The 24,185-nt window shown below is 67.6% G+C and carries 18 protein-coding genes; 7 read left to right on the top strand and 11 right to left on the bottom strand.

From position 1 onward, the window contains the following. Positions 1–3: 3 nt before the first annotated feature. Positions 4–2,646: a leucine--tRNA ligase gene (gene leuS, locus QTI05_RS11240; protein ID WP_286624451.1), complete on the bottom strand. Its 2,643-nt coding sequence runs from the start codon at positions 2,644–2,646 to the stop codon at positions 4–6. Between the two features lie 144 nt (positions 2,647–2,790). On the opposite strand from leuS, the gene glgB reads away from it, so the two are divergent. From glgB to QTI05_RS11215, 5 genes are all read left to right on the top strand, one after another. Then, a complete protein-coding gene (gene glgB, locus QTI05_RS11235; protein ID WP_286540032.1) occupies positions 2,791–4,959 on the top strand; it encodes a 1,4-alpha-glucan branching protein GlgB in 2,169 nt (722 codons plus the stop codon). An 8-nt stretch (positions 4,960–4,967) separates the two neighbouring features. After that, positions 4,968–7,010 (top strand): glycogen debranching protein GlgX, encoded by a 2,043-nt coding sequence (gene glgX / locus QTI05_RS11230; protein WP_286624450.1) that lies wholly within the window; start codon positions 4,968–4,970, stop codon positions 7,008–7,010. Between the two features lie 70 nt (positions 7,011–7,080). Then, positions 7,081–8,376 carry a glucose-1-phosphate adenylyltransferase gene (glgC, locus tag QTI05_RS11225; RefSeq protein WP_286624449.1) on the top strand — a complete coding sequence of 432 codons (1,296 nt, stop codon included), beginning with the start codon at positions 7,081–7,083 and terminating at the stop codon, positions 8,374–8,376. 13 nt (positions 8,377–8,389) lie between these two features. After that, on the top strand, positions 8,390–9,841 hold the full coding sequence (gene glgA / locus QTI05_RS11220) for a glycogen synthase GlgA (protein WP_286624448.1): 1,452 nt from the start codon (positions 8,390–8,392) through the stop codon (positions 9,839–9,841). A 64-nt stretch (positions 9,842–9,905) separates the two neighbouring features. Next, positions 9,906–12,377 (top strand): glycogen/starch/alpha-glucan phosphorylase, encoded by a 2,472-nt coding sequence (locus QTI05_RS11215; protein ID WP_286624447.1) that lies wholly within the window; start codon positions 9,906–9,908, stop codon positions 12,375–12,377. 169 nt (positions 12,378–12,546) lie between these two features. Here QTI05_RS11215 and QTI05_RS11210 read toward each other — a convergent pair whose 3' ends face one another. Genes QTI05_RS11210 through QTI05_RS11195 form a run of 4 tightly spaced genes read right to left on the bottom strand, consistent with a single transcriptional unit; the run spans position 12,547 to position 15,077 of the window. Beyond that, a complete protein-coding gene (locus QTI05_RS11210) occupies positions 12,547–13,008 on the bottom strand; it encodes an ExbD/TolR family protein (RefSeq protein ID WP_286540040.1) in 462 nt (153 codons plus the stop codon). 1 nt (position 13,009) lies between these two features. Continuing rightward, positions 13,010–13,708, bottom strand: coding sequence for a MotA/TolQ/ExbB proton channel family protein (locus QTI05_RS11205; protein ID WP_286540041.1), 699 nt, complete (start codon positions 13,706–13,708; stop codon positions 13,010–13,012). A gap of 12 nt (positions 13,709–13,720) precedes the next feature. After that, positions 13,721–14,521: a 4-hydroxy-tetrahydrodipicolinate reductase gene (gene dapB / locus QTI05_RS11200; protein ID WP_286624446.1), complete on the bottom strand. Its 801-nt coding sequence runs from the start codon at positions 14,519–14,521 to the stop codon at positions 13,721–13,723. Between the two features lies 1 nt (position 14,522). Next, a complete protein-coding gene (locus QTI05_RS11195; RefSeq protein ID WP_286540044.1) occupies positions 14,523–15,077 on the bottom strand; it encodes an outer membrane protein assembly factor BamE in 555 nt (184 codons plus the stop codon). A gap of 88 nt (positions 15,078–15,165) precedes the next feature. Between QTI05_RS11195 and fur the strand changes: the two genes are divergently transcribed. Continuing rightward, the gene (gene fur, locus QTI05_RS11190) at positions 15,166–15,585 is read left to right on the top strand and encodes a ferric iron uptake transcriptional regulator (RefSeq protein ID WP_286540045.1); all 420 of its coding nucleotides are present in this window, start codon (positions 15,166–15,168) and stop codon (positions 15,583–15,585) included. On the opposite strand, the gene hprK is transcribed toward fur, so the two are convergent. The 4 genes from hprK to QTI05_RS11170 form a co-directional block, all read right to left on the bottom strand. Continuing rightward, positions 15,586–16,542 carry an HPr(Ser) kinase/phosphatase gene (hprK, locus tag QTI05_RS11185; RefSeq protein WP_286540046.1) on the bottom strand — a complete coding sequence of 319 codons (957 nt, stop codon included), beginning with the start codon at positions 16,540–16,542 and terminating at the stop codon, positions 15,586–15,588. Between the two features lie 137 nt (positions 16,543–16,679). After that, positions 16,680–17,147 (bottom strand): PTS sugar transporter subunit IIA, encoded by a 468-nt coding sequence (locus tag QTI05_RS11180; protein WP_286540047.1) that lies wholly within the window; start codon positions 17,145–17,147, stop codon positions 16,680–16,682. A 93-nt stretch (positions 17,148–17,240) separates the two neighbouring features. Further along, positions 17,241–17,570, bottom strand: a complete 330-nt coding sequence (gene hpf / locus QTI05_RS11175) for a ribosome hibernation-promoting factor, HPF/YfiA family (protein ID WP_093109940.1) — start codon at positions 17,568–17,570, stop codon at positions 17,241–17,243. Positions 17,571–17,789: 219 nt separating this feature from the next. Next, the gene (locus QTI05_RS11170) at positions 17,790–19,898 is read right to left on the bottom strand and encodes an ATP-dependent helicase (protein WP_286657807.1); all 2,109 of its coding nucleotides are present in this window, start codon (positions 19,896–19,898) and stop codon (positions 17,790–17,792) included. 61 nt (positions 19,899–19,959) lie between these two features. Between QTI05_RS11170 and corA the strand changes: the two genes are divergently transcribed. After that, entirely contained in the window at positions 19,960–20,946 is a 987-nt protein-coding gene (gene corA / locus QTI05_RS11165) for a magnesium/cobalt transporter CorA (protein ID WP_286540049.1), read from the top strand. Between the two features lie 18 nt (positions 20,947–20,964). Here corA and QTI05_RS11160 read toward each other — a convergent pair whose 3' ends face one another. Both QTI05_RS11160 and QTI05_RS11155 read right to left on the bottom strand, forming a co-directional pair. Beyond that, a complete protein-coding gene (locus QTI05_RS11160; protein ID WP_286624443.1) occupies positions 20,965–23,307 on the bottom strand; it encodes a xanthine dehydrogenase family protein molybdopterin-binding subunit in 2,343 nt (780 codons plus the stop codon). A gap of 83 nt (positions 23,308–23,390) precedes the next feature. Beyond that, positions 23,391–24,149, bottom strand: coding sequence for a 5'-methylthioadenosine/adenosylhomocysteine nucleosidase (locus tag QTI05_RS11155; RefSeq protein WP_286540051.1), 759 nt, complete (start codon positions 24,147–24,149; stop codon positions 23,391–23,393). Positions 24,150–24,185: the final 36 nt, after the last annotated feature.

The following is a 24,185-nucleotide window of genomic DNA, read 5'->3' as shown; positions in this document are numbered from 1 at the left end:
GCATCACACCACCACGTTGACAAGCCGGCCCGGCACCACGATCACGCGCTTGGGCACCGCGCCGGGCGCGAACTTGACGAAATCTTCGCTGGCCAGCGCCATCTTTTCGATCTCCTGCTTCGAAGCGCCCGAGGGCACGCGCACGGCGCCGCGCAGCTTGCCGTTGACCTGCAGCATGAGTTCGATCTCGTCCTGCTCGAGGGCCGCGGCGTCGACCAGTGGCCAGGCCGCGTCGAGCAAGGCACCGTGGTCGACGTCGTAGCCAAGCTGCTGCCAGAGCTGGTGCGCGATATGCGGCGTGGCGGGATAGAGGCAGCGCAGCAGGATGCCGAAACCCTCACGCACGGCGGCCGCATCGCCCACGTTGCCGGGCTGGGCCTTGAAGCCCTCGACCGCGTTGAGCAGCTTCATCGCGCCCGACACCACCGTGTTGTATTGCATGCGCTGGTAGTCGTAGTCGATCTGGCGCAGCACCGTGTGCACCTCGTGCCGCAGCGCCTTGGCGCTGGCGCCGAAAACCGGCGCCCCGCCGGCCGGCACCACCATGCTCTTCATGGCGACGCCGAAATTCCACACGCGGCGCAGGAACCGGTAACTGCCTTCGACCGCCGCATCGTTCCACTCGAGCGTGGCCTCGGGCGGCGCGGTGAACATGGTGTAGAGCCGGGCGGTGTCGGCGCCGTACTTCTCGATCAGATCCTGGGGGTCGACGCCGTTGCGCTCGGTCTTGCCCATCTTGCCGACGCCGCCGTATTCGACCGTGCTGCCGTCGGCCAGCGTGCCGCCGGCGATGCGGCCCTGCGCATCGAGCACCGGCGTCACCTCGGCCGGCGGGAAATACTCCTTGCCGCCCTTGTCGCCGCGCCGGTAGTAGATGTGGTTGAGCACCATGCCCTGCGTCAGCAGCTTGCTGAAGGGCTCGTCGACGGTGACCAGGCCGAGGTCGCGCATCACCTTGGTCCAGAAACGGGCGTACAGCAAATGCAGGATTGCATGCTCGATGCCGCCGATGTACTGGTCCATCGCCATCCAGTACTTCGCGCCGCCGTCGACCATCGCATTGGTGCTCTGCGGATCGCAGTAGCGCATGAAGTACCACGACGAATCCACGAAGGTGTCCATGGTGTCGGTCTCGCGCCGCGCGGGCTTGCCGCATACCGGGCAGACCACGCCGGCGTGAAAACCTTCGTGCTTGTTGAGCGGGTTGCCCGAACCGTCGGGCACGCAGTCGGTCGGCAGCACGACCGGCAAGTCCTTCTCGGGCACCGGCACGGCGCCGTGTTCGTCGCAATGGATGATCGGGATCGGCGTGCCCCAGTAGCGCTGGCGGCTCACACCCCAGTCGCGCAGGCGCCAGGTGACCTGCTTGTCGCCCAGGCCCTTGAGTTGCAGCGCATGGGCCACCGCGTTCACGGCTTCCTGGTGGCGCATGCCGCTGAACACATCGGAATTGATGGTCACGCTGCGCCCGGACTCGTCTTTCAGGCCGTACCAGTCCTGCCACTTGTGATAGTCGAAGCGCGGCGCATCGTCGACCAGCACCACCTGGATGATCTCGATGCCGTACTTGTTGGCGAACGCGAAGTCCCGCTCGTCGTGCGCAGGCACGCCCATCACGGCGCCGTCGCCGTAGCCGATCAGCACATAGTTGCCGACCCAGACCGGGATCGGCTCGTCGGTGATCGGGTGCTGCACGAAGAGGCCCGTGGGCACGCCCTTTTTTTCCTGCGTGGCGAGTTCGGCCTCGGTGGTGCCGCCGCTCTTGCACTCTTCGATGAAGGCGGCGACCTTGGGGTTGCTCCGGGCCGCGTGCAGGGCGAGCGGATGCTCGGGCGCGACGGCGCAGAAGGTCACGCCCATGATCGTGTCGGCGCGCGTGGTGAACACGTACATGCGGCCGTCCTGGATCAGGGCGCCGCTGGCGTCCTTGATGTCGTGCGGAAACGCGAAGCGCACACCGCTCGATTTACCGATCCAGTTCTCCTGCATCAGCTTCACGCGCTCGGGCCAGCCCGGCAGCTTGTGCTGGGTGTGGTCGAGCAATTCTTCGGCGTAGTCGCTGATCTTGAGGTAGTAGCCGGGAATCTCGCGCCGCTCGACCGTGGCGCCAGTGCGCCAGCCCTTGCCATCGATCACCTGCTCGTTGGCCAGCACGGTCTGGTCGACCGGATCCCAGTTGACGACCTGGGTCTTGCGGTAGGCGATGCCCTTTTCGAGCATCTTCAGGAACAGCCACTGGTTCCACTTGTAGTAGGCCGGGTCGCAGGTGGCGATCTCGCGGCTCCAGTCGATCGCCAGGCCCATGGCCTGCAGCTGGCCCTTCATGGTGGCGATGTTCTCGTACGTCCACTTGGCCGGCGGCACGCCGTTCTTGAGCGCCGCGTTTTCGGCCGGCAGGCCGAAAGCGTCCCAGCCCATCGGCATCAGCACGTTGTAGCCGCTCATGCGCAGGTAGCGCGTGAGCATGTCGTTGATGGTGTAGTTGCGCACATGGCCCATGTGCAGCCGGCCGCTGGGGTAGGGCAGCATCGAGCAGGCGTAGTACTTCTTCCTGCCCGCGTCTTCGGTCACGCGATAGGCGTCTGCGGCACGCCAGTCGGCCTGGGCGGCCGACTCGACGTCGCTGGGGGTGTAGCTGGGGTTCATGGCGTTCGCAAAGGCCCGCGCCGGGTGGCCGGGGAGGGAGGATTATCGCGGCTGGACGCGCTCCATCGGGTCAGGCTTGGTTTTCGCATGCCATCATGGGAGCTTCCCTCCCCCCGATTGCGGAAGTTTCTGCCGAGCCTGCCCATGTCAACGCTGCCCGACTCCGAAATCCAGGCGCTGATGCGCGCCGAACATGGCGACCCCTTTTCCGTGCTGGGGCCGCACGAGACCGCGGACGGCCTCGAGGTGCGGGTGCTGCTGCCGGGCGCGCAGGCCGTGGCGGTGATGCATGGGGGCTCGGGCTGGCCGCTGGCCATCCTGGAACGCGTGCCGGGCACCGACCTGTTCGCCGGCTTGGTGCCCGAGAAGCCGGCGCGCCTGGGCTACCGGCTGCGCGTCGACTGGGAGCATCACAGTTCCGAGATCGACGACCCCTACCGCTTCCCGCCCGTGCTCGGCGAGATGGACGTCTGGCTGCTGGCCGAGGGCACCCACCTGCGGCCCTTCGAGCAGCTCGGCGCGCACCTGCGCGAAATCGACCATGTGCGGGGCGTGGCCTTCGCAGTCTGGGCACCGAACGCGCGGCGCGTGTCGGTGGTCGGCAATTTCAACAACTGGGACGGCCGGCGTCACATGATGCGGCTGCGGCGCGAATGCGGCGTGTGGGAGATCTTTGCTCCGCACCTGGCGCCGGGTGACCTCTACCAGTTCGAGATCCTCTCGGCGCACGGCGAGGTGTTGCGCAAGTCCGACCCGTTCGGCTTCTCGGCGCAACTGCGGCCCGCCACGGCAAGCGTGGTGCAGCCGCTTCCGGCCATGGCCTCCGTGCCGCCGGACCGGGCGGCCGCCAACAGCCGCCACGCGCCGCTCAGCATCTACGAGGTGCATCTTGGCTCCTGGCGCCGGAAGAACCACGGGCACGACTGGCTCGACTACCGCGAACTGGCCGACACGCTGGTGCCCTATGCGCGCGACATGGGCTTCACCCACATCGAGTTGCTGCCGGTGAGCGAGCACCCGTTCGACGGCTCCTGGGGCTACCAGCCGGTGGGCATGTATGCGCCGACCTCGCGCTTCGGCACGCCGGGCGACTTCCGCCACTTCGTCGAAACCGCGCACGCGGCCGGGCTCGGCGTGATCCTCGACTGGGTGCCGGCCCACTTTCCGACCGACGCGCACGGGCTCGGCCGGTTCGACGGCACTGCGCTGTACGAGTACGCCGACCCGCGCGAGGGCTTCCACAACGACTGGCAGACGCTGATCTTCAACTACGCCCGGGTCGAGGTGCGCAACTACCTGGTCGGCAACGCGCTCTACTGGCTGGAGCGCTATGGCATCGACGGCCTGCGCGTGGACGCCGTTGCCTCGATGCTCTACCGCGACTACAGCCGCGAGCCCGGTGAATGGGTGCCCAATGCGCAGGGCGGGCGCGAGAACCTCGAAGCGATCGACTTCCTGCGCCGCATGAACCGCGTGGTCGGTGTCGAGCGGCCCGGCGCGATGACGATCGCCGAAGAGTCGACCAGCTTCCCCGGCGTGACCAGGCCGCCCGAGGACGGTGGCCTCGGGTTCCACTACAAATGGAACATGGGCTGGATGAACGACACGCTGGCCTACGCCGGCATCGACCCCCTGCACCGCAAGCACCATCACCAGAAGATCACTTTCGGCCTGATGTACGCGCACAGCGAGAACTTCGTGCTTCCGTTCTCCCACGACGAGGTGGTGCACGGCAAGGGCTCGATGATCGGCCGCATGCCCGGCGACGAGTGGCAGAAGTTCGCCGGCCTGCGCAACCTGTACGGCTACATGTGGGCCTATCCCGGCAAGAAGCTGCTGTTCATGGGCGGCGAGTTCGCCCAGGTCGCCGAATGGAATGCCGACCGCAGCCTCGACTGGCACCTGCTGGCCCACGCGCCGCACCAGGGCATGCGCCGCCTGGTACGCGACCTCAACAATGTGTACCGCCATTTCCCGGCGCTGCACGAGCTCGACTGCGAAGGCGCGGGCTTCGAGTGGATCGTGCATGACGACGTGAACCAGTCGGTGTTCGCCTTCATTCGCCGGGCCCGCGACGGATCGTTCGTGGTCGCGGTGTGCAACTTCACGCCGATGGTGCGGCACGGCTACCGGCTCGGCGTACCGGCCGCCGGGGCCTACCGGGAGATCATCAACACCGACAACGACGTCTATGGCGGCAGCGGCGTCGGCAATGGCGTGGTCGCGACCGAAGGTGTCGCCCACCACGGGCAGCCTCAATCGGTGGTCATCAACGTGCCGCCTCTGGGCACCGTGATGTGGATCCTGGCCTGAAGCAACCCATGTCCCTCAGAACCGGCTGGCCCAGCCCCCTGGGCGCCACCCCCGGCCCCGACGGCACCAATTTCGCGCTGGTCGCACCGAACGCCACCGCGGTTGAGTTGTGCCTGTTTGACAGCACCGGCCAAAACGAGCAACAGCGCCTGAAACTGCCCGCCTGCACCGACGGCGTCTGGCACGGCCAGTTGCCGAACGGGCGGCCCGGCCTGGTGTACGGCTTTCGCGTGCACGGCCCCTGGGCGCCGCACGAGGGCCATCGGTACAACCCGGCCAAGCTGGTGCTGGACCCCTATGCGCGCGAGATCGTCGGCCGCTACGACGGCAGCGATATCTTTCAGGGCCATGACCCGAAGCAGCCCGACCGACCCGACCGGCGCGACAACGGCGCGGTGGCGCTCAAGGCCCGCATAGCCGCGCCGCTGCCGCCCGTGGCGCCTTTGCGCACGCGCGTCGACCCGCGCGATCGCGTGCTCTACGAACTGCATGTGCGCGGCCAGACTCGGCTGCATCCCGCGGTGCCGCCCGAACTCCAAGGCAGCTTCGCCGGTCTCGCCGAACCGGCAGTGCTCGATCACCTGCAGAGCCTCGGCGTCACCACGCTGAGCCTGCTGCCGGTACAGCACCGCGCCGACGAAGAGCGGCTGCTGAAGACGGGCCTCTCCAACTACTGGGGCTACACCACCATCGGCTGGTTCGCGCCCGAGGCGCGCTACTGGAGCGGCCGGCCCGGCACCACGCCCGCCGGCGAATTCCGCGCGATGGCCGATGCGATCCATGCGCGCGGCATGGAACTCGTGATCGACGTGGTCTACAACCACAGCGCCGAAACCGACGAGCTCGGCCCCACGCTCTCGATGCGCGGCATCGACAACGCGCTCTACTACCACCTGCGCCCCGACGACCGTGCCCTGTATGAAAACTGGACCGGCTGCGGCAACTGCCTCGACTTCAGCCAGCCGCGCGTGGTGCAGTTGGCGATGGACAGTCTGCGCCACTGGGTCACCGCGCTCGGCGTCGACGGCTTCCGCTTCGACCTGGCAACCGTGCTGGCGCGCCGGCAGGGTGGCGCGTTCGACCCGCGCGCCCCGTTTTTCGCGACGGCGGCACAAGACCCGGTGCTGGCCAATGCGCTCTGGATCGCCGAGCCCTGGGACATCGGCACGGGCGGCTGGCGGGTCGGCGAGTTTCCGCCGGGCTGGCTCGAATGGAACGACCGTTACCGCGACACGCTGCGCGCGTTCTGGCTGCAGCATGGCGGCGTCGACCGCGGCGAATTCGCGCGGCGCTTCACCGCATCGAGCGACCGCTTTCAGCACGATGGCCGGGCGCCGACCGCGAGCGTCAATTTCATCACCGCCCACGACGGCTTCACCTTGCGCGACCTGGTCTCGTACAACGACAAGCACAACGAGGCCAACGGCGAACACAACCGGGACGGCACCAGCCGGAATTTCAGCCGCAACTGCGGCGCAGAGGGCGAGACCTACGACGCTGGCGTGCTGGCCGAGCGCGGCAAGCTGCAGCGCGCGTTGCTGGCCACGCTGCTGCTCTCGCAGGGCACGCCCATGCTGCTGGCCGGCAACGAGATCGGCCAGACCCAGCAGGGCAACAACAACGCCTACTGCCAGGACGGCCCGCTGACCTGGCTCGACTGGATCCGGGCCGATGGCAGCCTCACCGAGTTCGTGCGGCGCGTGCTGGCACTGCGGCGCGAGGCCGAACCCCTGCGCAGCGGGCACTGGTGGCCGGCGACCCCCGTCGCGGGCGATCCGGTGCTGCGCTGGCGCACGCCAGAAGGCCACGACCTCCTCCCCGACGACTGGCAGCGCGGCGACAGCCGGGCGCTCGCGATCCTGTTCGAAGCCCCCGCGCCGGCGCCGGGCTGGCTGGTGCTGGTCAACGCCCAGCCCGAGCCGGTGCGCTTCGCGCTGCCGCCCGGCGGATGGATGCGCCGGCTCGCAAGCGACAGCCCCAATACGGCGCCCTGCCCCCTGGGCGACGAGGCAACCGTGCCGCCGTCGAGCCTGTGGGTCGCAAGAACGTAGCAGCCAACGGGCACGGCCGGTGCTACGCTGATCAACCGTTTCAGAAAAACCACCGACCGGGAGACAACCCATGAACCCACCGACCCCGCAACCCGCGCTGCAGGCGCATCAACTTGTTCGCCGCACCATCGCGCTGGTGCTGGCCGGCGGCCGCGGCTCGCGCCTGAAGCAGCTGACCGACCGCCGCGCCAAGCCGGCCGTGTACTTCGGCGGCAAGTTCCGCATCATCGACTTCGCGCTGTCGAACTGCCTCAACTCGGGCATCCGGCGCATGGCGGTGGTCACCCAGTACAAGTCGCACTCGCTGATGCGGCATCTGCAGCGCGGCTGGAGCTTTCTGCGCGCCGAACTCAACGAGATGGTCGACGTGCTGCCGGCGCAACAGCGCGTCGGCGACGAGCACTGGTACCGCGGCACGGCCGATGCGGTCTACCAGAACCTCGACATCATCCAGACCCGCTCGACCCCGCACGACTACGTCGTGGTGCTGGCCGGCGACCACATCTACAAGATGGACTACTCGATCATGGTCAAGGACCATGCCGAGCGCGGCCTCGGCTGCACGGTCGGCTGCATCGAGGTTCCGCGCATGGAAGCCACCGCCTTCGGCGTGATGGATGTCGATGCCGACCGCCGTGTCACCGCATTCCTCGAGAAGCCGGCCGATCCGCCTTCGATGCCGGGCAAGCCCGACGTGGCGCTGGCCAGCATGGGCATCTACGTGTTCGACTCCGAATACCTCTACCAGCTGCTCGAGGAAGACAGCCTGAACCCCGACTCCGACCACGACTTCGGCAAGGACATCATTCCGCGGGCCGTGGCCGCGGGCCGTGCGCTGGCGCATCCGTTCGGCATGTCCTGCGTCACGCGCGCCTCGCGCGGCGGCGACAGCCCGATCTACTGGCGCGACGTGGGCACGATTGATGCGTTCTGGGCGGCCAACCTCGACCTGGCCTCGATCACCCCCGAGCTCGACATCTATGACACCGACTGGCCCATCTGGACCTACCAGCGCCAACTGCCGCCGGCCAAGTTCGTGTTCGGCCGCGACGGCAAGCCCGGCATCACCTACAACACCATCGTTTCGGGCGGCTGCATCGTGTCGGGTTCCAGCGTGAGCGATTCGGTGCTGTTTTCTGGCGTGCGCGTGCACTCGTTCTGCCAGATCACCCAGGCCGTGCTGCTGCCCGACGTCGAAGTCGGCCGCGGTTGCCGGCTGCACAAGGTGGTGGTCGACCGTGGGTGCGTGCTGCCCGACGAGACCGTGATCGGCGAAGACGCTGCCGCCGATGCGGCCCGCTTCGAGCGCACCGAGGGCGGCGTGGTGTTGGTGACGCGCGACATGCTGAAACGGCTCGCCGCCTGAGTTGCTGCACCTGATGCGAATTCTCCAGGTCAGCGCCGAAATCTTCCCCCTCCTCAAAACCGGCGGCCTGGCCGACATCGCCGGTGCGCTGCCGCAAGCGTTGGCCGCCGCCGGGCAGGACGTGCGCGTGCTGCTGCCGGGCTTTCCGCAGATCGTCGCGGGCGTGGCGGGTCTGGCACCCGTGGCCGAGTTGCGGGCGCCCTGGGGCGAAAGCGCCCGTCTCCTGAAGGGCGGCATCGGCGCGGCCGATGTGCCGGCCTACGTGATCGACGCACCGGGCTTGTACGACCGCCCAGGCAACCCCTACGAAGACGCCAACCGCCAGCCCTACGGCGACAGCCACAAGCGCTTTGCCCTGCTGGGATGGGCCGCGGCCCAGCTGGCGCAGGGGCTCGACCCCGATTGGCAACCAGAACTCGTGCACGCGCACGACTGGCATGCGGGTCTGGCGCCGGCCTACCTGGCCTTTGCCGACTGGCGCGGCCGGCCCCGCGTTCGCAGCGTGTTCACCATCCACAACCTGGCCTACCAGGGCCTGTTCGCGCCCTGGAACTTCACCGAGCTCGGGCTGCCGGGCGAGGCGTTCCAGCTCAACGGGCTCGAATTCCACGGCCAGGTTTCGTTCATGAAGGCCGGCCTCTATTTTTCCGACCGGCTCAGCACGGTGAGCCCGACCTATGCCCGCGAAATCCAGACACCGGAACAGGGCTTCGGCCTCGACGGCCTGCTGCGCGGGCGCAGCGGCGTGCTGACCGGCATCCTCAACGCGGTCGACGACACGGTCTGGAATCCGGCCAGCGACCCGCTTCTCGCGGCCGGCTACGACGTGCGACGCCCCGGCGGCAAGGCCACTTGCAAGGCCGCGCTGCAGCAGGCGCTGGGCCTGGCCGTGGCGCCCGACGCGCCGGTGTTTACTATCGTGAGCCGGCTCACCGAGCAGAAAGGCCTGCCGCTGGTGCTGGACGGACTCGACACGCTGGTGGCCCAGGGCGGCCAGCTCGCGCTGCTCGGCAGCGGCGACGGCTGGATGGAAGACGCGTTCCGCCGGCGTGCTGCCGCCGCACCGGAGTCGGTCAGCGTCACCATCGGATACAACGAACCGCTCGCGCACCAGCTTTTTGCGGGCAGCGACGTGACGCTGGTGCCCTCGCTGTTCGAGCCCTGCGGGCTGACCCAGATGTACGGGCTGCGCTACGGCAGCCTGCCGCTGGTGCACCGCGTCGGCGGCCTGGCCGACACTGTGGTCGACAGCACGCTCGAGGACATGGCCGACGGTGTTGCCACCGGTTTCACTTTTGACGAATTCAGCGATGCCGGCTACCACCGGGCGCTGCGCCGCGCCTTTGCGCTCCATGCCCGGCCGGCCGACTGGCGCCGCGTGCGCGCCACCGGCATGCGGCGTCCGGCCGATTGGGGCACAGCGGCGACGGCCTACATCGAGATGTACCAGCAGGCCCTGCGCTGAAACGCGCCGGCCCCGCTCTTGCTTGCTTGTTTAATTGAAACAGATCCGACCTGGAACTCATCGCATGACGATCGAAGAATTTGCCTATGACCACCCCGACCGCGACGTTGCGGCCTTCAAACGCGCGGTTGCCAACAAGCTGATCTACACGGTCGGCAAGGATCCGGTCGCCGCCAGCCAGGACGACTGGCTGCACGCCACCGCGGCGGCCGTGCGCGACCAGCTGGTGGAGCGCTGGATGACCACCACGCGCGCCAACTACAAGCAGGATCTGAAGCGCGTCTACTACCTCTCGATGGAGTTCCTGATCGGGCGCACCTTCACCAACGCCCTGCTCGCGCTCGAGCTGCAGGACACGGTGAAACAGGCGCTGGCCGACTTCGGCGTCGACATCCAGGCCCTGACCGAGCGCGAGCCCGACGCGGCGCTCGGCAACGGCGGCCTGGGCCGGCTGGCGGCCTGCTTTCTCGATTCGATGGCCACGCTCGGCCTGCCGGGCATGGGCTACGGCATCCGCTACGAATACGGCATGTTTCGCCAGCGCATCGTCGACGGCCAGCAGGTCGAGACACCCGACTACTGGCTCACGCGCGGCAACCCGTGGGAGTTCCAGCGGCCAGAGGTGAATTTCCGGGTGCGCTTCGGCGGCCATGTGCAGAAACGCGAAGGCAAGGGCGAGCCCTACGGTGCCGCCCACTGGGTCGACACGCACGACGTGCTGGCGGTCGCCTACGACACCATCATTCCGGGCTACGGCACCCAGGCCACCAACACGCTGCGCCTCTGGTCGGCGCGGGCCACCGAAGAGATCGACCTGTCGGCCTTCAACCGCGGCAACTACATGGCGGCGGTCGAGAGCAAGAACCACTCCGAAAACGTCTCGCGCGTGCTCTACCCCGACGACTCCACGCCCTCGGGGCGTGAGCTGCGGCTGCACCAGGAGTACTTCTTCTGCAGCGCCAGCATGCAGGATCTGCTGCGCCGCTACCTGCGCACCCATACCAACTTCGACAGCCTGCCCGACAAGGTCAGCATCCACCTGAACGACACGCACCCGGTGCTGGCGGTGCCCGAGCTGATGCGCCTGCTGCTCGACGAGCACAACGTGCCGTGGGATACCGCCTGGGCCCACACGCAGAAGGTGTTCAGCTACACCAACCACACGCTGATGCACGAGGCGCTGGAGACCTGGCCGGTCGAGATGATGGGCCGCATCCTGCCGCGCCATCTGCAGATCATCTACGACCTGAACTCGCGCTTTCTCGGCACCGTGGCGCAGAAGCTGGGCTCCGACCCCGAACTGATGCGCCGGCTCTCGCTGGTCGACGAATCCGGCGAGCGGCGCGTGCGCATGGCGTATGTGGCCGTGCTCGCGAGCCACTCGATCAACGGCGTGTCGGGCCTGCACTCCGAGCTGATGAAGCAGTCGATCTTTGCCGACTTCAACAGGATCTTCCCCGAGCGCTTCAACAACAAGACCAACGGCGTGACGCCGCGGCGCTGGCTGGCGCAAGCCAATCCGCCGCTCGCCAGCCTGCTCGACGCGCGCATTGGTCGCGGCTGGCGGCGCGATCTGAACCAGTTGCAGGCACTCAAGCCGATGGCCGAGCAGCCACCGTTCGCCCGCGCGTTCCGCCATGCGAAGCGCGAGAACAAGCTGCGGCTGGCCAACTGGGTCGAGCAACACATGGGCGTGGTGCTCGACACCGACGCCATGTTCGACGTGCAGGTCAAGCGCATCCACGAGTACAAGCGCCAGTTGCTCAACGTGCTGCACGTCATCACGCGCTACCACCGCATCCTCGACGAGCCCAATGCGCCGCACGTGCCGCGCGTGGTGGTGTTCGCCGGCAAGGCGGCCTCGGCCTACGTGATGGCCAAGCTCGTGATTCGCCTGATCAACGACGTGGCCGCGGTCATCAACAACGACGAGCGCATCGGCAAGCTGCTGAAGGTGGTGTTCCTGCCGAACTACAGCGTGAGCCTGGCCGAGATCATCATGCCGGCCGCGGACCTGAGCGAGCAGATCTCCACCGCCGGCACCGAGGCATCCGGCACCGGCAACATGAAGTTCGCCCTCAACGGCGCGCTCACCATCGGTACGCTGGACGGCGCCAATGTCGAGATGCTGCAGAACGTGGGCGACGAGAACATCTTCATTTTCGGCAACACCACGCCCGAAGTGGCCGAGTTGCGTGCCAACGGCTATCAGCCGCGCGACTACTACGACAAGGACCTGGAACTGCGGCGCGTACTCGACGCGATTCGCGACGGCGAGTTCTCGCACGGCGAGGCCGCCCGCTACCAGCCGATATTCGACACGCTGGTGAACTGGGGCGACCACTATCTGCTGCTGGCCGACTACGCGAGCTACATCGAGACGCAGGAAAAGGTCGATGCGCTGTACCGCGACACGGACGCGTGGACGCGCAAGGCGATCCTCAATGTGGCGGGGATGGGCGCGTTTTCGTCGGACCGGACCATTGCCGAATATGCCCATGAGATCTGGCATACGAAACCGGTGATGCTGGGCTGAGCTTCGGGTTCGGGTTCGGGGTGCGGGAGCGGACGGGCCGCGTCCAGGATCAGGGCGGTGGGGCACGCTGCGCAGCGAAATAAAGGAGGAGGCCGAAGGCCGGGGGACATTCGCGGAGCAGCGTGCCCCGCCGCCCTGATCCGCGCGCAGCGGTCGAACCGACGAGCGACTAACGAGCTGACGGCGGCTCGGTCACGAAGCCGATGCGGCTCAGCCCCGCCTTGTTGGCAATGCCCATGAGCTCGACCACCTTGCCGTAAGGCACGGTCTGGTCGGCGCGCAACTGCACTTCGGTCTCGCGGTTGTCGGTGGCCGCCTGCTTCAGCCGCTCGGCCAGTTGCGTGTTGTCGACCGGCTGGTCGTTCAGATAGACGATGCCCTTGGCGTCCACCACCAGGCTCACGAAACGCGGCACCTCGTTCGGTTGGCCCGCATCGGTCTGCGGCAGGTCGAGCCGGATCGAACTGGCCAGCAACGGCGCGGTGATGATGAAGATCACCAGCAGCACCAGCATCACGTCGACCAGCGGCGTGACGTTGATGTCCGAAAGCGGCCGCTGCCCGCCCGCGCCGGTGGCCCTGCCTCCGCCGCTGGTGCCGCTGCTGCCCAGAGCGCTGCGACCGAAGGCCATGTCAGGTTTGCACGGGCATCGGCCGGGCTGGCGGCAACGGCGCCGCAGCCGCAGGCTCGCCGAACACGCCCAGCAGGTCGTGCGCGAAGCCTTCGAGTTCGGCCTCGATGCGGCCGATCACGCGGCCGAACCAGTTGTAGGCCAGCACCGCTGGAATCGCGACCGCGAGGCCGGCGGCGGTCATCACCAGCGCCTCGCCGACCGGGCCGGCCACCTTGTCGATGGTGAAGGCGCCAGCCTGGGCGATGCCGGTGAGTGCGCGATAGATGCCCCAGACAGTGCCGAGCAAGCCGACAAAAGGCGCCGTGGCACCGACCGTCGCCAGCAGGATCTGGCCGGCCGAAACGCGGCGCAATGCCCCATGCAACGCCTCGCGCAACGCGCGCGTCAGGCGCTGGCTGCGATCGCCAGCGCCGCCCAGGGTGGCATTGCCACGATCAGGCGCCACGTTCTTGAGAGCACCCACCGCAGGCAGGACGAGCGCTGCACGGTCAAACGCCTTGAGCCTTTGTTCGGCCTCGGCCAGCGTCGGCGACTGCCAGAACGCTGCGATGCTGCGCAACACGTTGTGCGTGCCGCCGCGCAGGAGCCAGGCTTTCCAGAGAATGACGACCCAGCTGCCGATCGACATCGCGAGCAGCAGCGCCGCGACGCTTCGGCTGACCGAGTCGCCTTGCGTCAGCAGTTCGAGGACGCTCATCGCAAGCCGGGGTCAGCGCAGTCCGAGCACGTCGAACATGTCGAACAGGCCCGACTTCTGGCCGGCCAGGAAGCGAGCGGCCCGGAGGCTGCCCTGCGCATAGGTCACGCGGCTCGACGACTTGTGGGTGATCTCGATGCGCTCGCCGATGCCGGCGAACAACACGGTGTGGTCGCCCACGATGTCGCCGCCGCGGATGGCGGCAAAGCCGATGGTCGAGGGATCGCGCTCGCCCGTGATGCCTTCGCGGGCGTAGACGGCGCAGTCCTTCAGGTCGCGGCCCAGCGCGTCGGCGATCACCTCGCCCATCTTGAGCGCAGTGCCCGAAGGGGCGTCGACCTTGTGCCGATGGTGCGCCTCGATGATCTCGATGTCGTAGCCGGTCGAGAGCGCCTTGGCCGCCATCTCGAGCAGCTTGAAGGTCACGTTGACGCCCACGCTCATGTTCGGCGCCATCATGATCGCGACATCTTTGGCGATGCCGGCGATCTCGGCTTTCTGCGCGTCGCTGAAGCCGGTGGTGCCGATCACGGCCTGAACGCCGAGTTCGCGGCATGCCGCAAGATGTGCCAGCGTGCCTTCGGGCCGGGTGAAGTCGATCAGCACCTGGGCGTTCTTCAGGCCCTCCCGCAGATCGGCGGTGATCGGCACGCCGGTGTTGGATCCGAGAAATGCGCCGGCGTCAGTGCCGAGCGCCGGGCTGCCGGCCACATCGAGCGCGCCAGCCAATTCGCAATCGTCGGCGGCGCGCACGGCTTCGATCAGCATGCGGCCCATGCGGCCGGACGCGCCGGCGATCGCGATGCGGCGCATGTCAGCGTGCCGTCGATTCGAGTGGCGGGTAGCTCGGCGGCAGCGGCGCTAGCTGGGCGGCCGAACTGTCGGCCTTGGCAGGCTCGACGGGCTTGATCTTCTTCAGTTGCTCTTCGGAGACCTGCAGTTCGGGCACCTTGCCGCTCTTCTTGCGGGTATCGAGTTGCGCGACGAATTCTTCTTCGCTCGGCATCGGGTCGCCCTCGAAGCGCTCCAGCAGCTCACCGTTGAAGTACAGCGTCAGGTGGCGCTGCTGCGGTTCGACGCCCTGGCGCCGGATGGTGAACACGTAGTCCCAGCGATTCGCATGGAACACGTCGGTCAGCAGCGAGGTACCGAGGATCTCACGCACCTGCTGGCGCGACATGCCGGGCTTGAGTGCGTCGACCTGCTGCTTGGACACGAAATTGCCCTGCACCACTTCCACCTTGTAGGGCGTGACGGAGGCCAGCGCACCGCGGGTGCTGTCGGTGAAGCTGCTGCAGGCGCCCAGGCACAGGCACACCGCCAGCGCGGCAGCCAGCGAGCCGGATCGGCGTTGGGGAATCACAGGCATGGGGAGAAAGAGGGTAGCGATATGATCGACCCATTGTAGCGGCTGGCCCCCGGTGAACCTGACCCGCGCGGCCGGCGGAGAAACCACCATGGCCAATATCGAAGAACTCAAGAACACCGGCCTGAAGGCCACCTTGCCGCGCCTGAAGATCCTCGAGATTTTCCAGACCGGCGGCCTGCGGCACATGACGGCCGAAGACGTGTTCCGCGTGCTGCTGAACGAGCATTCGGACATCGGGCTGGCCACGGTCTATCGTGTGCTGACGCAGTTCGAGCAGGCCGGCATTCTGGAGCGCAGCCACTTCGAAAGCGGCAAGGCGGTCTACGAGCTCAACGAAGGCAAGCACCACGATCACCTGGTCTGCACCTCGTGCGGCAAGGTCGAGGAGTTCTACGACGCCGAAATCGAGCGGCGCCAGCAGATGATCGCCAAGGACAAGGGCTGGATCCTGCAGGATCACGCGATGTCGCTCTACGGGCTCTGCGGCGACTGCGCCGGCCGACGCTGATCAGTCTTCGCGGTTGCTTTCCATGGCCTTGTGGTGGCGGGCCACGAAGTCGGCATAGGTGTCGATGCCGCGCAACTGCAGGATCGAGTTGCGCACCGCCGCCTCCACCAGCACGGCGATGTTGCGGCCGGCGACCACCTGGATGATGACCTTGCGCACCGGAATGCCGAGCACGTCCTGGGTCAGCGGCTCGGACGGCATGCGCTCGTAGTCGCGCTCGAAACTGTCGCGCCGCACCAGGTGCACGATGAGCTTGAGGCGCATTTTCCGGCGCACCGCCGTCTCGCCGAAGATCGCGCGAATGTCGAGCAAGCCGATGCCGCGCACTTCCAGGAGGTTCTGCAACAGATCGGGGCAACGGCCCTCGATGGTGTTCTGGTTGATGCGGAACAGGTCGACCGCATCGTCGGCCACCAGGCCGTTGCCGCGCGAGATGAGTTCGAGGCCCAGTTCGCTCTTGCCGAGCCCCGACTCGCCCGTGATCATCACGCCCATGCCCAGGATGTCCATGAACACCCCGTGCATCGAGGTGCGCTCGGCAAAGTGCTTGGACAGGTAGGCGCGCAGCAGGTCGATCACATGGGCCGACGACTCGCGCGTGGCGAACAGCGGCAACTGGGCGCGCTCGCAGATGACGAGCAGTTCGTCGGGTGCCGGCTGGCCATCGGCCAGTACCAGCATCGGCGGCTCGAGCGTGACGATGCGGGCGATACGCCGCGCGCAGTCTTCGGGCGTGCCGCGGGTCAGGTAGGCGACTTCACGCGCGCCGAGGATCTGGACGCGGTAGGGATGGATGTAGTTGAGATACCCGACCAGGTCGGCGGCCGACTGGGCCCGGCTGATCACGTCGGGCTCGAACTGGCGCTCCGAAGCGCCGAGGCCGGCCAGCCACTCCCATCGCAGCGACCCGCGAAACTCCTCGAACATCGCGTCCGCGCTGATGACCGTCGGCTTCATCTCTTGCCCTTGGAAACAAAACCTGCGTTATGCCAGAAACACCGCGGAACCGGCTCTGCCGGCCCGCTGGTGTTGCCCCCGGCAGGGGGTTGGCGAAGCGACACGAAGTGCGCGCAGCCTGGGGGCGAGCAACAAGTTCAGGCGACCTGCGCCGACTGCCAGCCAGCGATGAGGGCGTGCAGGGCGCCCGCGTCGTTGCTCGACTTGATCTGCTCGCGCAGGCCGGCGTCGCTCAACAGTTCGGCGATCTCGGAGAGGATTTCGAGGTGCTTCTGCGTGGCCGCTTCGGGCACCAGCAGAAAAATCAGCAACACGACCGGCTGCTCGTCGGGCGCATCGAAGCCGATCGGGTCAGCCAGCTGGAACACGGCGGCCATCGGCGCCTTGAGGCCCTTGATGCGTCCGTGCGGTATCGCGACGCCATGACCCAACCCGGTCGAGCCGAGGCGCTCGCGCGCAAACAGGCTGTCGGTAATCAAGGCGCGGCCGAGGCCGTGAAGGTTTTCGAACAGCAAGCCGGCTTCTTCGAAGGCACGTTTCTTGCTGGTAGCGTCGACGCTCACGAGGACTTGAGCGGGCGGCAGGATGGACGCGAGGCGATTCATGTTGGGTGGGGCGGGGGCGATTATGCACCCGCCCGGCAAAAAGCAAAGGGCCGCCCGAAGGCGGCCCGCAAGAGTATTTGCCCTGAGCCTGCTTTACATCACACGCTTGGGCGCTTCGTGATGGTGGTCTTGCAGGCGATCCTTGTGGCGCACCACCTGGCGATCCAGCTTGTCGACCAGCTCGTCGACCGCGGCATACAGATCAGCATGACTTGACTCGGCGAACATGTCATTGCCCTTGACATGAATGTTGCACTCGGCCCGTTGCCGGCGCTCCTTCTCCTTCTGCTTCTCGACCGTGAGGATCACCTTCACATCGACCACCTGGTCGAAATGCCGCGTGATCCGGTCGAGCTTGCTTGTGACGTAGCTACGCAGTGCGGGAGTGACGTCGAGATGATGACCGCTGATCGTCAAATTCATGAATGACCTCCTGGAATTGACGGTTGGTGAAATGACCCGGCTTCGGAATGAAGACGGGCCGGCGAAAACGGCTGGGGAGAGAGGGGAAAGAGGGTGTGAGGGAGCGCAAGATGGGGGGTCGGATTCACTATGCCCCCGGTGTCATCGAATTGCAATCCCCGGGCTGCCTCGGAGATGTAACGCCCCGCGCTTCCAGGGGGCACAGCCTGGGGGCAAGCGCTATCGCCAGGCGGCGCGAAGGCGATTGCGAAGGTCAATCGCAGCGGCCGGCGGCGGCACGAAAGCGGGGCGCTCGGGCGGCGGCGGCCAGGTGACGTGTTCGAAGCGCGCCGCGTCGGCCGCGTCGATGAAACGGGTGCGGCCGGCGTACACATGCCGGTCGCCACGCGCGGCCTGCTGGGTCACGTAGAAGCGCTGCGGCACGATCAGGTGCAGGTGGTCGCGGGCGCGCGTCATCGCCACGTAAAGCAGGCGCCGCTCTTCTTCCAGCTCGGCCGCACCCTGCGCCACGTCGGCCGGCAGGCAGCCGTCGACCACATTCAGCACATGCACCGAGCGCCATTCCTGGCCCTTGGCCGAATGAATGGTCGAAAGGATCAGGTAGTCCTCATCGAGCAGCGGCGGCCCGGCACGGTCGCTGGTGGCCGAGGGCGGATCGAGCGTCAGTTCGGTCAGGAAGGTCTCGCGCGAGGCGTAGCCCGATGCCAGCCGGGCCAGCTGCTCGAGATCGCCGCGGCGCAGGCCGGCATCGTCGTGCAGCCGCTCGAGGTGGGGCAGATACCACTTCAGCGCCAGCTCGATGTCGGCCGGCCAGGGCAACCCGGAAGCGCGCAATTCGCCGTAGATGCCGGCAAAACGCTGCCATTCGACCAATGCCGCGCCCGGCGGCACGAAGTCGCGCACCACCGCTGCCGGGTCGGCGGCCACATCCATCGCGTCCAGCAGGCGTGACGAGGTCGCCGGGCCGATGCCGGGAACCAGCTGCGTGACGCGAAAACCCGCCATGCGCCCGCGCGGGTTCTGGACGAAGCGCAGCACCGCGAGCAGATCCTTCACATGGGCCGCCTCGAGGAACTTGAGGCCACCGTACTTGACGAACGGGATGTTGCGCCGCGCCAGCTCGAGCTCGAGCGCGGCGCTGTGGCTCGAAGTGCGAAACAGCACCGCCTGCGACTTGAGCGCCAGACCGCCTTCGCGGTGCGCCAGGATGCGGTCGCACACCCATTGCGCCTGCTGCGCATCGTCGGGCACCAGCACCAGTTGCGGCCGTCCGGCCGAAGGCTTGTCGGTCCAGAGCGTCTTGGCATGGCGCTCGGCGGACTGGGCGATCACCGCGTTCGACACATCGAGGATCGGCTGGGTCGAACGGTAGTTGCGCTCGAGGGTGACGACGCGCGCCGCTTGCGCGAACTGCGTCGGAAAATCGAGGATATTGCGCACCGTGGCGCCGCGGAAGGAATAGATCGACTGCGCGTCGTCGCCCACCACGGTGACGCCGCGGCCATCGGGCTTGAGCGCGATCAGGATCGCGGCCTGCAGCCTGTTGGTGTCCTGGTACTCGTCGACCAGCACGTGGTCGAAGCGCGCGCCGACCTGCGCCGCCAGCGCCGGCTCGGCCATCATCTCGGCCCAGCACAGCAGCAGGTCGTCGTAGTCGAGCAGGTTCTGCTGCTGCTTGGCCTCGACGTAGGCGCCGAACAGGCGCTTGAGCTCGGCGGCCCATTCGGCGCACCACGGAAAGGTGTGCTTGAGCACGGCTTCGAGCGGTTCGCGCGTATTCACGCAGCGCGAGTAGATCGCCAGGCAGGTGCCCTTGTGCGGAAAGCGCCGCGTGCCGGACGACAGCCCGATCTCGTGCCGCACCAGGCCCATGAGGTCTTCGGCATCGCCGCGGTCGTGGATCGTGAAGTTCTGGTCGAGCCCGATCTGCAGCGCGTACTCGCGCAGCAGCCGTGCACCAACGCCATGGAAGGTGCCGGCCCAGGGCAATGCGGGCGGGGCTTCGGAACGCAGCCCCAGCACCCGCGCCACCACCTGCCCGGCGCGCCGCTCCATTTCCTGCGCGGCACGGCGCGAAAAGGTCAGCAGCAGGATCCGCTGCGGATCGGCGCCCTGTGCCACCAGGTGCGCCACGCGGTGCGCCAGCGTGCTGGTCTTGCCGGAGCCGGCGCCGGCGATCACCAGCAGGGGTTCGGCCGCCGCATGCGTCACCGCCGCGCGCTGTTCGTCGTTCAGCGTCGCCAGCACCGCGGCCAGACGCTGGGCCGGCGTTTCGGCAAGGCTGGTTGGGGCTTCGGCAAGGCGCGGCATGGAAAGGGGACTGTACATCCATCCAGCAGCATGTGGCGCGCGCAGCTTGGCGGGCGGGCAATCGCTCGGATAATTCCGGATGCTCAATATTTTCACGCTCGCCAACGGCCGCCTCGTCCAGGAAGAGATCGAGTCGCTCGAAGAGCTCTCCAGGTTCCAGCCGATCTGGGTCGATCTCGAATCGCCCTCGCTGGAAGAAAAGCGCTGGATCAAGCAGTACTACGGCCTGTCCATTCCCGAAGACGCGATGGACGAGGACATCGAGGAGTCGGCGCGCTTCTACGAGGAAGACAACGGCGAACTGCACATTCGCAGCGACTTCTTGATCGATGACGACGAAGACCCGCGTTCGGTGCGCGTGGCCTTCATCCTGAACCAGCACAACACCGACCTGCGCAGCCGCGGCGTGCTGTTCTCCATCCACGACGAGGACGTGCCGGTGTTCCGCCTGCTGCGCATGCGCGCTCGCCGCGCCCCGGGCCTGATCGAGGACGCGAAGGAAGTGCTGCTCAAGCTGTTCGACGCCGACGCCGAGTACTCGGCCGACACGCTGGAGAACATCTACGACGAACTCGAAAAGGCGGGCAAGAAGGTGCTGTCGGGCAACGTGAGCGACGAGCTGGCCGGCGAGGTGCTGGGCGCCATCGCGCGCGAGGAAGACTTGAACGGCCGGATTCGCCGCAACGTGATGGACACGCGCCGCGCGGTGAGCTTCATGATGCGCAGCAAGATGCTCAATGCCGAGCAGTTCGAAGAGGCGCGCCAGATCCTGCGCGACATCGAGTCGCTCGACAACCACACGGCGTTCCTGTTCGACAAGATCAACTTCCTGATGGATGCGACCGTCGGTTTCATCAACATCAACCAGAACAAGACCATCAAGATCTTCTCGGTGGCCAGCGTGGCGCTGCTGCCGCCCACGCTGATCGCGAGCGTCTACGGCATGAACTTCGACCTCATGCCGGAACTCAAGTGGACGCTGGGCTATCCGTACGCCATCGCGCTGATGGTGGCGAGCGCCGTCGGCCCGATGCTCTACTTTCGCCGCAAGGGGTGGCTTTCCTGAGGCCGCCCCCGGCCACGATCAACCCGCCATGAGCGACCACAGCCGAGTGGGACTCAGCGGCATCTGCAGCAACGGCGCTTTTGCGGCGAAGCCGTTGCGCGCCAGCGCATCGGCCACCGCGTTGATCACTGCGGGCGTGGCGCCGATGGTGCCGAGTTCGCCGACACCCTTCACGCCCAGCGGGTTGTTCAGGCACGGCGTCGACTGGTCCATTTCGGTCTTGAAGTCGGGCGAGCTGCCGGCCACTGGCATCGCATAGTCCATGAAGCTGCCGGTCACGGGCTGGCCGGTCTCGGGGTCGTAGACGATCTGTTCGAGCAGCGCCTGGCCGATGCCCTGCACCGCGCCGCCGTCGAGCTGGCCGCGCACGATCATCGGATTGACCACGCGCCCGACATCGTTGACCGATGCGTACGCCACCACCTCGACGTCGCCGGTCTGCGCATCGACCTCGACCTCGCTGATGTGGCAGCCGTTCGGCCAGCTCGGGCCGGCCACCGCGCTGGTCGAGTCGATGAAGATGCGGTGCTCGGGCTGGCGACCGGCGAGTTCGAACAGGTCGATCTTCAGGTCGGTGCCGGCCACTGTGAAGGCGCCCTCGGCGTAGGTCACGTCGGCCGGCGCGGCTTCGAACTCGGTGGCCGCCAGGCCGCGCGCGTGCTCGATGGTGCGCTCGGCACCGATGCGCATGGCCGAGCCGCCGGTGAACAGCGAGCGCGATCCGGCGCTGCCGAAGCCGTCGCCGCGGTCGGTGTCGCCCAGCACCACGCGCACCTTGTCGAGCGGCACGCCGAAAGCATCGACCACCAGTTGCGCGAGCGAGGTCGCGATGCCCTGCCCCATCGCGTTGACGGCCGAGAACACCTCGATCACGCCGTCGGCCAGCACCGATACCGTGACGCGTTCCTCGAACACGTTGCCGCCGGTCCATTCGAGAAAGGTCGCGATGCCGAGGCCGCGCAGCTTGCCGCGCTGCACCGACCCGGCGGCACGGGCGGCGAAGCCGTCGAAGTCGGCCAATGCGAGCCCCTGGTTCATCACCGACTCGAACTGGCCGCTGTCGTACACCTGCCCCATCGGGTTCTTGTACGGCATCTGGTCGGGCCGGATGAAGTTGCGGCGGCGCAGCGCGATGCGGTCGATGCCGGTCTGGCGCGCGGCCTCGTCCATGAGCCGCTCCATCGTGTAGATCGCTTCGGGTCGGCCGGCGCCGCGGTAGGCGCCGGTGGGTGCGGTGTTGGTCATCACCGCCTTGAAATGGAAGTCGATGGTCTGGATGTCGTAGACGCTGGTCTGCACCCAGGGCCCGATCAGAAGCTGGATCGCGACGCCGGTGCCGGTGCCGTAGGCGCCCACGTTGGCCTGCGAACGCAGCCGCAGCGCCAGGATCTTGCCGTCGGCGGCGAGCGCCATCTCGGCCTGCACATGCACGTCACGGCCGTGCGTGGTCGAAACGAACTCCTCGCTGCGGTCGGCGATCCACTTCACCGGGCGCTTGAGCGTGCGCGCCGCGAACGCGACCACCGCGTCCTCGGGGTACATGCCAGTCTTCATGCCGAAGCCACCGCCCACGTCGGCAACGCGCACGCGGATCTGGTCGCGCGGAATGTTGAGCACCGCATCGCACAGCGTGTCGCGCACGCCCGAAGGCATCTGCGTGCTCATGTGGAGCGTGGTGCGGCCGCTGGCGCGGTCGTAGTCGGCCAGCACCGAGCGCGGCTCCAGCGTGACGGCGGCCAGGCGCTGGTTGACGATGTCGAGCTTGACGGTGTGCGCCGCCTTGGCGAACGCGGCTTCGGTCGCCTCGGCGCTGCCATGCCTTGCCTCGCACGAAATGTTGTCGGGCGCCGCATCGCACAGCGCAGGCGCACCGGGCGCCATCGCCTGCGCGGGATCGATCACGGCAGCCAGCGCCTCGTAGTCGACGAACACGGCCTCGGCCGCGTCGCGCGCCTGCTGGAGCGTGTCGGCCAGCACCGCGACCACCGGCTCGCCGACGAAGCGCACGCGCTCGTGCGCGAGCGCGCGGCGATCGGCGGTGGCAGCCGGCGAGCCATCGGCCCGCTTGAAGCCTGCAGTACCCGGCAGCGGCCGAACGCCGGCCGCGACCAGGTCGGCACCGGTGACAACCTGCAGCACGCCCGGCATGGCGAGCGCGGCGGCGGTATCGACCGAGAGGATGCGCGCATGCGGATAGGGCGAGCGCACGAAGAAGAGCTGGGCCTGGCCCTCGATGCGCAGGTCGTCGGTGTAGCGGCCCTGGCCGGCCAGCAGCGCGTCGTCTTCGATACGGCGCACAGCCTGGCCGCTGCCGAAGCGGCCGGCCGGCGCGGCCGGGGTGGGAGAAACAACAGTGTTCACGGAGTCACCTCGTCAAGCGATGGCCCGAACGGCCAGCCGCTGCACTTTGCCAGAAACGCCACAGCCATGCCCGCGCAGGCCGCTCACGACCGCGGCAGCATCGGCAGCAGCGCCGTGATCAGCGCGCGCGCCTGCAGGCCGGCCACCTGCGCGAGGTAGGCCGGAAAGTCCACATGCGCCTGGTCGTCCGCGCGGTCCGAGACGTTGCGCACGGCGGCGAACGGCACGCCGTGGTCGTGGCACACCTGCGCGACGGCGGCTGCTTCCATTTCGACGGCGAGCGCATCCGGCAAGGCCGCGCGCAACACATGCGCCTCGTCGGCGCGCGACACGAAGCGGTCGCCGCTGATCAGCAAGCCTTGATGGATACGGGGGGCCTGGAGCCCGAAGCGGGCCCGGGTTTCAGCGTCGAAAAGACCAGCAGCGCCCGCTGGATGAGCGCGTGCAGCCATCGAGAGCATCGCGACAAGCTCCGCGTCTGCCGCAAAGCGGGTGCACCCATAGAGCGGCACCTCATGGCGCGGGAACAGCGGCGAGGCATCCATGTCGTGCTGCAGGAACTCGGTGCCGATCACCGTATCGCCCACGCGCACGTCCGGATGCAGCCCGCCGGCCACGCCGGTGAACACGATGCGCCGCGCGCCGAAGCGCCCGATCAGCGCCGCCGCCGTGGTGGCCGCGGCGACCTTGCCGATGCGCGACAGCGCGAACACCACCGGCCGGCCGTGCCAGCGCCCGACATGAAAGTCGCGCCCCGCATAGCGCTCAACCCGCAGCCCATCGAGCTGCGCAGCCAGGCCCTCCTGCTCTTCGGGAAGCGCGCTGAGAACTGCAGTGGTCATCCGATCCCGGCTTCCACCAGGAACACCGCGGAACCG

The organism is Variovorax fucosicus (assembly GCF_030316825.1).
Taxonomy (GTDB): domain Bacteria; phylum Pseudomonadota; class Gammaproteobacteria; order Burkholderiales; family Burkholderiaceae_C; genus Variovorax; species Variovorax fucosicus.
This window is presented reverse-complemented; position numbering and strand designations above follow the sequence as displayed.